The 12,626-nt window shown below is 66.8% G+C and carries 14 protein-coding genes; 7 read left to right on the forward strand and 7 right to left on the reverse strand.

Features of this window, described 5'->3' with window-relative positions:
- Positions 1–112: 112 nt before the first annotated feature.
- The 7 genes from zipA to C1922_RS12280 form a co-directional block, all read right to left on the reverse strand.
- Entirely contained in the window at positions 113–850 is a 738-nt protein-coding gene (gene zipA, locus C1922_RS12250) for a cell division protein ZipA (protein ID WP_108750006.1), read from the reverse strand.
- A 46-nt stretch (positions 851–896) separates the two neighbouring features.
- Entirely contained in the window at positions 897–4,400 is a 3,504-nt protein-coding gene (smc, locus tag C1922_RS12255; RefSeq protein ID WP_108750007.1) for a chromosome segregation protein SMC, read from the reverse strand.
- A 238-nt stretch (positions 4,401–4,638) separates the two neighbouring features.
- Complete coding sequence (gene rplI, locus C1922_RS12260) at positions 4,639–5,091, reverse strand: 50S ribosomal protein L9 (protein ID WP_108750008.1); 453 nt, start codon at positions 5,089–5,091, stop codon at positions 4,639–4,641.
- A 104-nt stretch (positions 5,092–5,195) separates the two neighbouring features.
- Positions 5,196–5,426, reverse strand: coding sequence for a 30S ribosomal protein S18 (rpsR, locus tag C1922_RS12265; protein WP_002804494.1), 231 nt, complete (start codon positions 5,424–5,426; stop codon positions 5,196–5,198).
- 11 nt (positions 5,427–5,437) lie between these two features.
- Entirely contained in the window at positions 5,438–5,875 is a 438-nt protein-coding gene (gene rpsF / locus C1922_RS12270; RefSeq protein WP_049445625.1) for a 30S ribosomal protein S6, read from the reverse strand.
- Positions 5,876–6,070: 195 nt separating this feature from the next.
- A complete protein-coding gene (locus tag C1922_RS12275; RefSeq protein ID WP_108750009.1) occupies positions 6,071–6,613 on the reverse strand; it encodes a CbrC family protein in 543 nt (180 codons plus the stop codon).
- Between the two features lie 135 nt (positions 6,614–6,748).
- On the reverse strand, positions 6,749–7,087 hold the full coding sequence (locus C1922_RS12280) for an iron-sulfur cluster assembly accessory protein (RefSeq protein ID WP_006452998.1): 339 nt from the start codon (positions 7,085–7,087) through the stop codon (positions 6,749–6,751).
- A gap of 130 nt (positions 7,088–7,217) precedes the next feature.
- Here C1922_RS12280 and asnS point away from each other — a divergent pair, with 130 nt between their 5' ends.
- The 7 genes from asnS to kynU all read left to right on the forward strand — a co-directional run bounded on the left by asnS (position 7,218) and on the right by kynU (position 12,623).
- Complete coding sequence (gene asnS, locus C1922_RS12285; protein ID WP_108750010.1) at positions 7,218–8,612, forward strand: asparagine--tRNA ligase; 1,395 nt, start codon at positions 7,218–7,220, stop codon at positions 8,610–8,612.
- Between the two features lie 30 nt (positions 8,613–8,642).
- Positions 8,643–8,942 (forward strand): hypothetical protein, encoded by a 300-nt coding sequence (locus tag C1922_RS12290; protein ID WP_005410232.1) that lies wholly within the window; start codon positions 8,643–8,645, stop codon positions 8,940–8,942.
- A 7-nt stretch (positions 8,943–8,949) separates the two neighbouring features.
- Entirely contained in the window at positions 8,950–9,264 is a 315-nt protein-coding gene (locus tag C1922_RS12295) for a hypothetical protein (protein WP_108750011.1), read from the forward strand.
- A 10-nt stretch (positions 9,265–9,274) separates the two neighbouring features.
- Complete coding sequence (locus C1922_RS12300; protein WP_108750012.1) at positions 9,275–9,913, forward strand: FMN-binding negative transcriptional regulator; 639 nt, start codon at positions 9,275–9,277, stop codon at positions 9,911–9,913.
- Positions 9,914–9,987: 74 nt separating this feature from the next.
- Positions 9,988–10,650, forward strand: a complete 663-nt coding sequence (can, locus tag C1922_RS12305) for a carbonate dehydratase (protein ID WP_108750013.1) — start codon at positions 9,988–9,990, stop codon at positions 10,648–10,650.
- A gap of 16 nt (positions 10,651–10,666) precedes the next feature.
- Positions 10,667–11,188 (forward strand): 3-hydroxyanthranilate 3,4-dioxygenase, encoded by a 522-nt coding sequence (locus tag C1922_RS12310; protein ID WP_108750014.1) that lies wholly within the window; start codon positions 10,667–10,669, stop codon positions 11,186–11,188.
- A gap of 160 nt (positions 11,189–11,348) precedes the next feature.
- Entirely contained in the window at positions 11,349–12,623 is a 1,275-nt protein-coding gene (kynU, locus tag C1922_RS12315; protein WP_108750015.1) for a kynureninase, read from the forward strand.
- Positions 12,624–12,626 lie beyond the last annotated feature (3 nt).

The raw sequence follows: 12,626 nt of genomic DNA on the forward strand, positions 1-12,626 counted from the left end.
CGCGCCCGGGAACCCACAAGTCGAGCATGGCTCGACTCTACAAAAGGCAGTCGAGCATGGCTCGACTCTACAGAAAGGCGGTCGAGCATGGCTCGACTCTACCTTTGGGCTTTTACCAGCGCGGGGTCTTGGTCAGCGGCGGGGCCTGGTGCTGACGGTCGTAGGCGCGCAGTTCGTCACGGATATGGGCGATGCGCTGGCGGCCCAGGGCGTTGCGGCTGTCATCCAGCACCACGCCATCGAGCAGTTCGGCCATGCGCTGCACGGTGGGCAGCATCTTTTCCCAGGCATCAAGCGCGGTCAGCGGCGCCGGCAGGGTCAGGAAGAAGGCGATGGCCGGGGTTTCCATGGCGCGGATGTTGGCCATGTCGAAGCTACCCGGCTTCATGATGCTGGCCATGGAGAAGATCGGGCCGCGTTCGGGGTGGCCTTCCACCAGCCGGTGGAACACGTTCATGTGGCCAAATACCAGGCCGGTCTTTTCGGCCGCCACCACGATGTCTTCGCCGCGCAGCTGTTCGCCCGCGCGGGCGGCCACGAACAGCGAAACGATCTTGTCGAAATCCTGGGTGGCGCGCTTGCCAAGGTCGTTGGCCGCGCCGTCTGCATCGGCCAGGCCCAGTTCGGCCTGCTGGCCCTCTTCGCCCAGGCCGGGTTCGCTGCGGGTCTCGGCCAGCGGTACGCCGTCTTCGCCCAGTACCGGTTCGCGGCGCTCGCCTGCAATCGGCTCGGGGCCGTCCACGCGGCGCCCCTGCGGCTTCTTCTTGGGGCGACCAAACAGGAAGATCGCAGCCACCAGCAGCAGGCCGGCGGCCAGGATGCCGATGCGCAACAGTGCCGTGTCGGACATTCGATGGGTTCTCCGGCTAGTTCATTCAGGTAACTAGAATGGCACGTCAGGCCGCGCCCGCCAATCGCGCGGCTTCTTCCAGGTCCACGCTGACCAGGCGGCTGACGCCCGGTTCGCGCATGGTCACGCCGGAAAGCTGGTGCGCCGCTTCCATCGTCGCCTTGTTGTGGCTGACGAACAGGAACTGCACCTTCTCGCTCATTTCCTTGACCATGTTGGCCAGGCGACCGACGTTGGCCTCGTCCAGTGGCGCGTCCACTTCGTCCAGCAGGCAGAACGGCGCGGGGTTGAGCTGGAAGATGGCAAACACCAGGGCCACCGCGGTCATGGCCTTTTCCCCGCCGGACAGCAGCGAAATGCTGGACACGCGCTTGCCCGGCGGGCGCGCCATGATGGTCACGCCGGTGTCGAGCAGGTCTTCGCCGGTCAGTTCCAGGTAGGCATGGCCGCCACCGAACAGGCGCGGATACAGCGCCTGCACGCCGGCGTTGACCCGGTCGAAGGTGTCCTTGAAGCGCCCGCGGGTTTCGCGGTCGATCTTGCGGATCGCATCTTCCAGGGTTTCCAGCGCGGTGGTCAGGTCGGTGTGCTGCGCATCCAGGTAGTCCGAGCGCTGCGAGGCCTCGCCGTACTCATGGATGGCGGCCAGGTTCACCGGCTCCAACCGGCGCATGCGCGCGTCGATCTGGTGCACGGCCTGTTCCCACTCGCCCAGGCGCGCATCGTCCGGCAGCGCCTCCAGCACCTCGGCCATCACGAAACCAGCCTTTTCCACGGCGGCCTGCAGGGTTTCGGCGCTCAGCACCAGCGCCTGCTGGTCCAGCCGGCGCTGGGAAATACGCTCGCGCTGCGCCAATGCCTGCTCGTCACGCTGGTGGCGGGTCTGTTCATAGGTGCGCAGATCGGCATCGATGCCGTCCAGCAGGGTGCGCGCTTCGGTCAGCACACGATCGGCGCGCACGCGCTCTTCCAGCGCACGCTGGTGCTCGGCCTGCAGCGATTCCACCGGTGAATCGCCATCGTCCAGCTGCAAGTGCAGTTCGCCCAGGCGCGAATCCAACTGGCCGCGCTGGGTGCTCATGCGCTCCAGCGCCTGGCCCAGCGACGCCAGCTGCGCACGCTGCGATTCCAGAGTCAGTGCCAGCGCATGCGAACGCTCGCGCACCGCACGTGCGGCATCACGGGCCAGGTCGCGGGCTTCGGTCAGCTGGCGGCGCTCGCCTTCCAGGCCCTGCCGGGTCGACTCCAGGTCGCCCATGCTGCTGACCGCGTTTTCCAGCCGCGAACGGGCTTCACGCGCCTGTTCCTGGTTGGCGTCCAGTGCCTCGGCCAGCTGCTTGAGCTCGCCTTCGATGCGGTCGAGGCGGGTGCGTGCGGCCTCTACCTTGCCCTGCTGGCCCTGCAACTGGCCAGCCAGTTCGGACACCGCGCGATGAGCCTGGTACAAGGTGCGCTGCGCATCCTCGCGCTGCTGCTCAGCAGCCAGCAACTGCTCGCGCAGGCCGGCCAACTGTTCTTCCAGTTCGGCTTCGCGGTCCTGCAGCTGCTCGATCTGTTCGCGCAGCTCATTGATCTCGCGTTCGCGCAGCAAGGCACCCTGCTGCGCGGCACCGGAGCGCGACACGCGCAGCCAGCCCCGGCCCAGGCGCTCGCCGCCCTGGGTGATGATCGAATCGCCTTCAGGCAGACCGGCCTGCAGCGTCTTCGCCTCGGCCAGGTCGCGGGCACCGTGCAGGTGCGCCAGCAAGCGACGGATCGCCGCCGGGCCACGCACGCGCGCCGCCAGCGAGGTCGGTGCCACATCCAGCGCGGCGTCATCGCTGGCGACCAGTGCAATGCGGCCCTCGCCCAGCTCGCCAAGCGCGTCGACCAGACCGGACGGGTCATCGACCAGCACGCCTTCGATCAGTTCGCCCAGCGCACTTTCAACGGCATTCTCCCAGCCGGCGTCGACGTCCAGACGCTCGCCGACACGCGCCGCCGAATCCAGCCCGTGCGACTGCAACCAGGCCACCGCAGCGCCCTGCTCCTGGCCCAGTGCGGCCTGCTGCAGGGTTTCCAGCGAGGCCAGGCGCCCGCGCAGGCCATTGACCTGCTTGTGCAGCTCAGCCAGTTCGTTCTGGCCCGCGCGCTGCTGCTCCTGCACGGCGGCCACGCCTTCCTTGCGGTGCTCGACTTCTTCGGCCAGCTCGTCCAGCGCGGTCTTCTGCGTGTCGTGCTGCTGGTGAAGCTGCTCGAACGCCTCTTCCAGAGCCTCGACATCCAGGCCGGCGCGCTCGGCCGCCAGCGCCTCGCGGCGGCGATCGGCATCCAGGATCTGCTTGTCCAGGTAGTCCACGCGGGTGCGCTCGACATCGCCGGCGCGCGAGGCTTCCGAACTCTGCGAGGTATGGTGTTCCCAACGCTGCTGCCAGCTGGCCAGCCGGTCTTCGGCCTCGCGCAGGCTTTCCTGTTTGATCTCGTTCTCTTCCTGCAGCGCTTCCAGCTGCGGGGTCGCGGCTTCGACGGCCTCGCGCAGCACGGCCAGGCGCGCCTCGTCACCACTGATGTGCTGGCCCAGCTCGGCCAACGCCTGCTGGGTTTCGTCACGCGCCTTGTGCAGGCGCTGCGACAGTTCGCGCTGGTGCTGGATCTGCTGCTCCACCCGGGCCAGCGTGCTGCCCACCTGGTAGACCGCCGCCTGTGCGGTATTCAGGGCGTCGGCCGCCTCTTCGCGGCGCACGCGCGAGGTTTCGATATGGGCTTCGGCTTCCCGCTGCTCGGCAATCAGCTGCTGCAGGCGGGTCTCTTCCTGCAACAGGCCTTCACGCAGCTTGGAAAGACGGCCATCCAGGCCGCGGAACTCCAGCGCCTTCCACTGCCCATCCTTCACCCGGCGTTCTTCCTGCAGCGCCTGGTACTGCTCGGCCTGCTTGGCCTGGCGCTTCAGGTGTTCCAGCTGCTTGCCGATCTCATCGCGCAGGTCGCCCAGCCGGTCCAGGTTTTCGCGGGTATGGCGGATGCGGGTTTCGGTTTCCTTGCGGCGTTCCTTGTACTTGGAAATGCCGGCGGCCTCTTCCAGGTACACGCGCAGGTCTTCCGGACGCGCCTCGATGATCTGGCTGATCATGCCCTGCTCGATGATCGAGTAGCTGCGCGGGCCCAGGCCGGTACCCAGGAACAGATCGGTAATGTCGCGACGGCGGCACTTGGTGCCGTTCAGATAATAGTTGCTGGTGCCATCGCGGCTGACCGTGCGCTTGACGGAGATTTCGTTGAACGAGGCGTACTCGCCGGAAATCGTATGGTCGGAATTGTCGAAGATCAGTTCGACGGTGGCCTGCGAAACCGGCTTGCGCGCATTGGAACCGGAAAAGATCACGTCGGTCAGCGAGTCGCCGCGCAGACGGCTGGCCGAGCTCTCACCCATGACCCAGCGCACGGCGTCGATGATGTTCGACTTGCCGCAACCATTGGGGCCCACCACGCCGGTCATGTTGGTCGGCAGGTGCAGGGTGGTCGGATCGACGAACGACTTGAAGCCGGACAGCTTGATCGTGGAAAGACGCATAGGGGTTCCGGGCTGGGGCCGGCGGGCGGCCTGCTTGCCCTGCAAGTCATTGATCCTGCTGGGATCGCCGACAATGACATGGGCGTGACGCCCTGAGTATACCGATGTGGCCCGGTTCTACGAGGCATGTTCGGCAAGGGGCGTGGAACATCGCAGGGCGGGCGGCGTTCGCCCAAAACAAAACGGGCACCCCTGCGGGCGCCCGTTCTGCGGTGATACCCGGCCTTTCGGCCCGGAATCAGGCCTTTTCGGCTTCGACCACAACCTTGACGGTGGTTTCCACGTCGGCGTGCAGGTGCACCAGGACGTCGTACTCACCGATGTTGCGGAAGGCGCCTTCGCCCAGGATGACTTCGCTCTTGCTCAGCTCCAGGCCGGCAGCGGTGAAGGCATCGGCGATTTCGCGGGCGCCGACCGAGCCGTACAGCTTGCCTTCGGTCGAAGCGTTGGCGGCGATGGTCACACTCGCGCCTTCCAGCTTGGCCTTGCGGGCTTCAGCGTCGGCGTGGATGGACTGTGCCTTGGCTTCGTATTCGGCGCGCTTGGCTTCGAACTCGGCCTTGTTGGTCTCGGTGGCCGGCACGGCCTTGCCCTGCGGCACGAGGAAGTTACGGCCGTAGCCCGGCTTGACGGTGACCAGGTCACCCAGGTTGCCGAGGTTGGTGACCTTCTGCAGGAGGATCAGCTGCATGGTAGTGCTCCAGATGAGTTATTCGTTAGCGAGGCAGCGCCCCGCAACTGTGGCTGTCCGAATAGCTGGCACAGCGGGGCGGCACGGGGCCGCCCCGCCGGGCATCAGACGTCGTGGTTGTCGGTGTACGGGATCAGGGCCAGGAAGCGAGCGCGCTTGACGGCGGTCGCCAGCTGACGCTGGTACTTCGACTTGGTACCGGTGACGCGGCTCGGCACGATCTTGCCGTTCTCGGTCAGGTACTGGCGCAGGGTGTTGAGATCCTTGTAGTCGATCTCCTTCACACCTTCAGCCGTGAACTTGCAGAACTTGCGGCGACGGAAGAACTTGGACATGGGAAGGCTCCTTAGGCGGCGGAAGCGGCGTCGTCGCCGGCTTCGTTGTCAGCGGTGGTGGTGGACTCGCCTTCTTCGTCGTCACGACGACGGCGCTCACCGCGCTCCGGCTTGTCACCCTTCTCGTCCTTGCTCTTCATGATCAGCGACTGCTCGGTGTCAGCCTCGTCACGCTTGATGACCAGGTTGCGCAGCACGGCGTCGTTGAAGCGGAAGCTTTCGGTCAGCTCGTTCAGCACAGCCTGGTCGGCTTCGATGTTCAGCAGCACGTAGTGCGCCTTCACCAGGTTCTGGATCGGGTACGCCAGCTGGCGGCGGCCCCAGTCTTCCAGACGGTGGATGGTGCCGTTGCCGTTCTCGACCAGCGACTTGTAGCGCTCGATCATGGCCGGGACCTGCTCGCTCTGGTCCGGGTGGACCATGAACACGATTTCGTAATGACGACTCATGTTTTTTCTACCTTTCGGATGTGGCCTTGCGGCCGGACAGCCCCCCGCCGTGGATACCGCGGTGGGGCAAGGGTTCCCGCCCAGAGGGCAGGAAGCCGCGCATTATGGCGCAGATGGGGGTGGCGGGCAACCCGGCCGGGCCTGGATCTCGTGCCGACCAAGGTCGGCACCTACCAAGCCTGAACGGCGGCGGTGTCAGCCCAGATCGACGTGAAGGCGGTGCTGGCCGCACTGCAGGCACTGGAACAGGCAACCGACCATCTCGCCATCACGGGTCAGGCATTCCAGTACCCCGTCGGCGTCGCGCGGGTTGACCGCCGCCACGTCCGGCCGGACCTGGTCCAGGATCGGCAGCAGGTCTTCGCCGCTGGCGAATCCGAGGAACGCACACGGCCGTTCACAATGACTCAGCCAGACCGACTGCTGCCAGGACGGGTAGCCCGGGGTGCGCTCGCAGATCTCCAGCAGATACTCGCGGGGGATGGTCGGCGGCGGGTCGGCCGGGTCCGGCGACACCCCTTCAATGTCGGTCCAGCCGGTGAATTCGCCCTCGAAGCGCGCCGACGCACGGCCATCGGCAATGCACCACGGACACAGGTAGTCGGGTTTCCGGGCGGCGTAGAACGGCCCGCGGTAGCGCAGCGTGCGCGACTGGCCGCAGCTGTCACAGACTCCATCGACCGCTTCGAAGGCGATCGCGTAGACGTTGGGGTGGTAGGTGAAAACCGGGCGTTCCATCCGTGGGTCCATTCGTGCCGACCAAGGTCGGCACCTACCAGGTGGGTTGCGGTCGGCACCTACCAGGTCGGTTGGCCGGGCCATTCCCCGGCGGGGTAGCGCCGGGCCATGCCCGGCGGGCGCCAGGGCCGTGCGTCAGGCCTTGTCAGCGTCGGTCGTAAAGCTTTCACCGCAGCCGCACTCGGCGGTGGCGTTCGGGTTGCTGAACGTGAACGTCTCGCTCAGGCCGTGCTTGCCGAAGTCGATCACGGTGCCGTCCACCAGGGCCAGGCTCTTGGCGTCGACGTAGATCTTCACCCCGTCCTGGTCGAACACGGTGTCACCCTCGCGCTCGTCACGGGCCAGGTCGGTCACGTGGCCCCAGCCGGAGCAGCCGGTCTTGGTCACGCCGAAGCGCAGGCCCAGGGCGCCGGGGGTCTGGGCAACAAAGCGCTGCACGCGCTCGAAGGCGATAGGGGTCAGGCTGACGGCCATGGGGCTCACTCCAGGGGTACGGGGACATTATAAGGAGCCCAGCGGCGCGAAAAATGCCTCGCAAGCAGAACGCTGCAACCGGTAAACTCCCGTGTTCACAGATCGAGTCGATCAGCAGAGGATTCAAGTCATGACGGTGGTCAGCGTTGAACATGCGCTTGCCGGGAAGATCCCGGAAGGCGGCGAAGTCACGGTACGCGGTTGGGTGCGCACGGTGCGCGGTTCAGCGAATCTGGCTTTCGTGAATGTGAGCGACGGCTCCTGCTTCGCCCCGATCCAGGTCGTGGCCAACGACACCCTGGGCAACTTCGACGAGATCAAGCGCCTGACCAGCGGCTGCTCGGTCATCGCCACCGGCACCCTGGTGAAGTCGCAGGGCAAGGGCCAGTCGTTCGAGATCCAGGCCAGCGCGCTGGAAGTGGTCGGCTGGGTCGAAGACCCGCTCACCTACCCGATCCAGCCCAAGCCGATGTCGCCGGAGTTCCTGCGTGAAGTGGCGCACCTGCGCCCGCGCACCAACCTGTTCGGCGCGGTCACCCGCATCCGCAACTGCCTGGCCCAGGCCGTGCACCGTTTCTTCCACGAGAACGGCTTCAACTGGATCAGCACCCCGATCATCACCACCTCCGATGCCGAAGGCGCCGGCCAGATGTTCCGCGTGTCCACCCTGGACATGGTGAACCTGCCGCGCGACGAGAAGGGCGCGATCGATTTCAGCCGCGACTTCTTCGGCAAGGAAACCTTCCTGACCGTGTCCGGCCAGCTGAACGTCGAGGCCTACTGCCTGGCGCTGAGCAAGGTGTACACCTTCGGCCCGACCTTCCGCGCCGAAAACAGCCACACCACCCGCCACCTGGCGGAGTTCTGGATGATCGAGCCGGAAATCGCCTTCGCCGACCTGGCCGAAGACGCGCGTCTGGCCGAAGAGTTCCTGAAGTACCTGTTCCGTGCCGTGCTGAACGAGCGCGGTGACGACCTGGCCTTCATTGCCGAGCGCGTGGACAAGAACGCGATCACCAAGCTGGAAGACTTCATCAACGCGCCGTTCGAGCGCATCGACTACACCGATGCGGTCAGCCTGCTGCAGAAGTCCGGCAAGAAGTTCGACTTCCCGGTCGAATGGGGCCTGGACCTGCAGACCGAGCACGAGCGCTGGCTGACCGAAGAACACGTCGGCCGCCCGGTGGTGGTGACCAACTACCCCGAGCACATCAAGGCCTTCTACATGCGCCTGAACGACGACGGCAAGACCGTGGCCGCGATGGACGTGCTGGCCCCGGGCATCGGCGAGATCATCGGCGGCAGCCAGCGCGAAGAGCGCCTGGACGTGCTGGACGCGCGCATGGCGCAGTTCGGCCTGGATCGCGAGCATTACAGCTGGTACCGCGATTTCCGCCGCTACGGTTCGGTGCCGCACGCCGGCTTCGGCCTGGGCTTTGAGCGCCTGGTGGTCTACGTCTGCGGCCTGTCCAACATCCGCGATGCCATTCCCTACCCGCGCGCCCCGGGCAGCGCGGACTTCTAAGCCCCACACGAGCACGGAGGTACTGCCCCCATGACCCTGTTCTTCGCCCTCTGTTTCGTCGGCGTTGCAGTGGCCGGGTTCAGTGCCTTCGTGATCTTCTGGCCGCTGACCCTGGTGCACGTGCGCGATCGCCACCCGGCGCTTGCCGCGCGCTTTGGCAGTGGCGCCTTCCTCAAGCCCGACGCCCTGGCCTGGCTGCTGCGCCGCGACTATCGCCAGCAGCCGGACCGCTCGCTGTCCGGGCTGGCGACGCCGGCCTGGGTATCGCTGCTGACCCTGCTGGCCGGACTGGGCATGGCTGCCCTGCTCTGGCTGGCCTCGCTCTGGTAATACGCACATGAACGACAACAACGACGCCCGCGACAGCTGGTGGCTGGCCAGCCTTGGCAACACCCTGATCTGGGCCCGCCTGCGCGTGCGCCCAGCCGGCACCGCCGAAGTGCTCGACAGCGATGGCAATACGCTGAGCTACGACAGCGAAGATACCGCCCGTTCGCAGCTGTTCGATGCCGAATTCGTCGAGTACGACGGCCTGGACGAAGAAGACGCGCTGGTACGCGGCTTCAGCCTGCATGAAGTGCAGCCGCCGCAGGCCGGCAGCGATGAAGGCCTGCGCGGCCGCATGGTGCAGTCGCTGGGCGGGCGCGCCTGAGCCCAAACCGATGTTCACCCCGCGCGCCTTCGCCGAAACCGACCTGCGCTGGCTGGACCGCCTGCTGGCCCGCGATGCGTTTGTCACGGTGCTGACCACCGGTGAGGACGGCCTGCCGGAACTGACCCGGATGCCGGTGCTGTACCGACGCGACGGCAACCAGGTGGAACTGCGTGGCCACTGGGCCCGCGCCAACCCGCAGTCGCGCCACGACGGCGCGGCCAAGGTGCTGGTCGACGGCCCGCACGGCTATGTGTCGGCCAGCTGGTACCCGGACAAGGACGCCGCCGCGCGCGTTCCTACCTGGAACTACACCGCCGCCGAACTGCGCGGGCAGCTGCAGCGGTTCGACGACCCTGCCGCACTGGCCGACCTGGTCGGCGCCATCAGCGACCATTACGAAGCCAGCGTCGGGCAGTCGTGGCAGTTCGAGACCGACCGCCCCGAACACGGCCCGGAACTGCGCGCCATCGTCGGCTTCCGTTTCCAGGTCGAACAGGTGCAGGTGAAGCTGAAGCTGAGCCAGAACCACCCTGAAGCCAACCAGCTGGCGGTGATCGCTGCGCTGGATGAGCTGCACACCCCCGCATCCACCGAGCTGGCGCAGTGGATGCGCTGGCACCGCGACGAGGCCGCCGCCGGCGGCTGAGCGCCCGTTCCCCCACCACGACGCGGCCGGCAGGGCCGCCTCGTGCGCCCACCTGACGTCAGGGACACACGAACATGAAAGACATCCACAAGCTGCTGCAGAACAACCGCGAATGGGCCGACCGCATCGAAAAGGAAGACCCTGAGTTCTTCCACCAGCTGGCCAAGCAGCAGCATCCGGAATACCTGTGGATCGGCTGTTCCGATTCGCGCGTGCCGGCCAACCAGATCATCGGCATGGCCCCGGGCGAGGTGTTCGTGCACCGCAACGTGGCCAACGTGGTGGCCCACAGCGACCTGAACTGCCTGAGCGTGGTGCAGTACGCGGTGGACCAGCTGAAGGTGAAGCACATCCTGATCGTGGGCCACTACGGCTGCGGCGGCGTGCACGCCTGCCTGCACAACACCCGCGTGGGCCTGGCCGACAACTGGCTGCGCCACGTGGGCGATGTGGCACAGAAGCACGCGGCCATCCTCGATGCGATCGACGATGACGAACTCAAGCACGCGCGCCTGTGCGAACTGAACGTGATCGAACAGGTGGCCAACCTGTGCCGCTCCACCATCGTGGAAGACGCCTGGGCCCGCGGCCAGAAGCTGATGGTGCATGGCTGGGTGTACAGCCTGAAGGACGGCCGGGTGAGCGAGATGGGCATCGATGTCGGCGCCCAGGACGAGCTGAAGCCGGCCTACGAAAAGGCCCTGGCCTTCGTGCCCCGCCACGGCAAGCGCGACTGACCGCCCGGAGACTGCCATGCTCGCCTCGCCGATCAACCTGCTGGCCTGGATCGAAGAACACCGGCACCTGCTGAAGCCGCCGGTGGGCAACAAGATGATCGAGAACGGCGATTTCATCGTGATGGTGGTGGGCGGGCCGAACTCGCGCACCGACTACCACTACGACGAAGGCCCGGAGTGGTTCTACCAGCTGGAAGGCGAGATGGTGCTGAAGGTGCAGGAAGACGGCGCCGTGCGCGATATTCCGATCCGTGCCGGCGAGATCTTCCTGCTGCCGGGCAAGGTGCCGCATTCGCCGCGGCGCCCGCCCGGTGGCGTCGGCCTGGTGGTCGAGCGCAAGCGCCTGCCGCACGAGCGCGATGGCGTGATCTGGCATTGCGAGCAGTGCAACCACAAGCTGCACGAAGAGTACTTCACCCTGCAGAACATCGAGACCGACCTGCCCAAGGTCTTCGCGCGCTACCAGGCGAGCCTGGAACTGCGCACCTGCAGTGAATGCGGGCACGTGGACCCGTTGCCGGCGCCCGCGGCGGGCTGACGCCTGCACCGGCATGCGCCCCCTGGTGGGCGCATGGATCCAAGAGCGCCAACCAACGTTGGCCACCAGCAGAGAACACGGCGCTCGAAGCACGGCCGCGACGCCCCGGGCAGGCGCCAGGCGCTACACTGGCAATCCCGTTGCAGCCTGTTGCCCGCCCATGTCCGATCTGCTCAGCCGCACCCACGCCATTGCCCTGGACGCCGCCGATCCGCTGCGCCCGCTGCGCAACGAATTCCTGATTCCGCGCCATGGCGGTGGTGAGCAGACCTACTTCGTCGGCAACTCGCTGGGCCTGCAGCCGCGCGGCGCGCAGGCCGCCGTGCAGGAGGTCATGAAGCAGTGGGGCGAGCTGGCGGTGGAAGGCCACTTCACCGGCCCCACCCAGTGGCTGTCCTACCACCGCCTGGTGAGCGCGCAGCTGGCCCGCGTGGTTGGCGCCCTGCCCAGCGAAGTGGTGGCGATGAACACGCTGAGCGTGAACCTGCACCTGATGATGGTCAGCTTCTACCGGCCCACCGCGCAGCGTCCGGTCATCCTGATGGAAGCCGGCGCCTTCCCCACCGACCGCCACGCGGTGGAAGCGCAGATCCGCTTCCACGGCTTCGACCCGGCCGACTGCCTGGTGGAAGTGCAGCCGGATGAAGCCAACGGCACGATTTCGATGGCCGCGATCGAGCGCGCCATCACCGAACACGGCCCGCGCCTGGCGCTGGTGCTGTGGCCGGGCGTGCAATACCGCAGCGGCCAGGTGTTCGATCTGGACGCCATCACCCGCGCCGCGCGCCTGCAGGGCGCCCGCATCGGCTTCGACCTGGCCCATTCGGTCGGCAACGTGCCGCTGCACCTGCACGATGTGGCGCCGGACTTTGCCGTGTGGTGCCACTACAAGTACCTCAACAGCGGCCCGGGTGCCGTGGCCGGTGCCTTCGTGCACGAGCGCCACCACCGCGATACCACCCTGCCGCGCTTCGCTGGCTGGTGGGGCCATGACGAAGCAACCCGCTTCCAGATGTCGCCGCAGTTCACCCCGGCCGTGGGTGCCGAAGGCTGGCAGTTGAGCAATCCGCCGATCCTGGGCCTGGCCCCGCTGCGCGCCTCGCTGGACCTGTTCGAGCGCGCCGGCATGGACGCGCTGCGCAGCAAATCGCTGGCGCTGACCGGCCTGCTCGATGCACTGGTGCGCGCGCGCCTGCCGCAGGTGCTGGACGTGGTCACCCCGTCCGAACCGGAACGCCGCGGCTGCCAGCTGTCGCTGCGGGTGATCGGCGGCCGCGAACGTGGCCGCGCGCTGTTCGAATACCTGCGTGGCGTCGGCGTGCTCGGCGACTGGCGCGAGCCGGACGTGATCCGCATCTCGCCCACCCCGCTCTACAACCGCTACCTGGACGTGCATCATTTCGTCGAGGAAGTGGAAGCCTGGGCCGGCCTGTAAGCC

This window comes from Stenotrophomonas sp. ZAC14D2_NAIMI4_7 (assembly GCF_003086675.1).
In the GTDB taxonomy this organism is placed as follows: domain Bacteria; phylum Pseudomonadota; class Gammaproteobacteria; order Xanthomonadales; family Xanthomonadaceae; genus Stenotrophomonas.

What these genes read in the sequence shown, in the direction of transcription:
- rpsR (WP_002804494.1), bottom strand. Translation starts at nt 5,426, where the DNA reads ATGTCCAAGTTCTTCCGTCGCCGCAAGTTCTGCAAGTTCACGGCTGAA.
- C1922_RS12290 (WP_005410232.1), top strand. Translation starts at nt 8,643, where the DNA reads ATGACCCTGTTCTTCGCCCTCTGTTTCGTCGGCGTTGCAGTGGCCGGG.
- rpsF (WP_049445625.1), bottom strand. Translation starts at nt 5,875, where the DNA reads ATGAGTCGTCATTACGAAATCGTGTTCATGGTCCACCCGGACCAGAGC.
- C1922_RS12280 (WP_006452998.1), bottom strand. Translation starts at nt 7,087, where the DNA reads ATGGCCGTCAGCCTGACCCCTATCGCCTTCGAGCGCGTGCAGCGCTTT.
- C1922_RS12300 (WP_108750012.1), top strand. Translation starts at nt 9,275, where the DNA reads ATGTTCACCCCGCGCGCCTTCGCCGAAACCGACCTGCGCTGGCTGGAC.
- C1922_RS12275 (WP_108750009.1), bottom strand. Translation starts at nt 6,613, where the DNA reads ATGGAACGCCCGGTTTTCACCTACCACCCCAACGTCTACGCGATCGCC.
- smc (WP_108750007.1), bottom strand. Translation starts at nt 4,400, where the DNA reads ATGCGTCTTTCCACGATCAAGCTGTCCGGCTTCAAGTCGTTCGTCGAT.
- kynU (WP_108750015.1), top strand. Translation starts at nt 11,349, where the DNA reads ATGTCCGATCTGCTCAGCCGCACCCACGCCATTGCCCTGGACGCCGCC.
- zipA (WP_108750006.1), bottom strand. Translation starts at nt 850, where the DNA reads ATGTCCGACACGGCACTGTTGCGCATCGGCATCCTGGCCGCCGGCCTG.
- rplI (WP_108750008.1), bottom strand. Translation starts at nt 5,091, where the DNA reads ATGCAGCTGATCCTCCTGCAGAAGGTCACCAACCTCGGCAACCTGGGT.
- C1922_RS12295 (WP_108750011.1), top strand. Translation starts at nt 8,950, where the DNA reads ATGAACGACAACAACGACGCCCGCGACAGCTGGTGGCTGGCCAGCCTT.
- asnS (WP_108750010.1), top strand. Translation starts at nt 7,218, where the DNA reads ATGACGGTGGTCAGCGTTGAACATGCGCTTGCCGGGAAGATCCCGGAA.
- can (WP_108750013.1), top strand. Translation starts at nt 9,988, where the DNA reads ATGAAAGACATCCACAAGCTGCTGCAGAACAACCGCGAATGGGCCGAC.
- C1922_RS12310 (WP_108750014.1), top strand. Translation starts at nt 10,667, where the DNA reads ATGCTCGCCTCGCCGATCAACCTGCTGGCCTGGATCGAAGAACACCGG.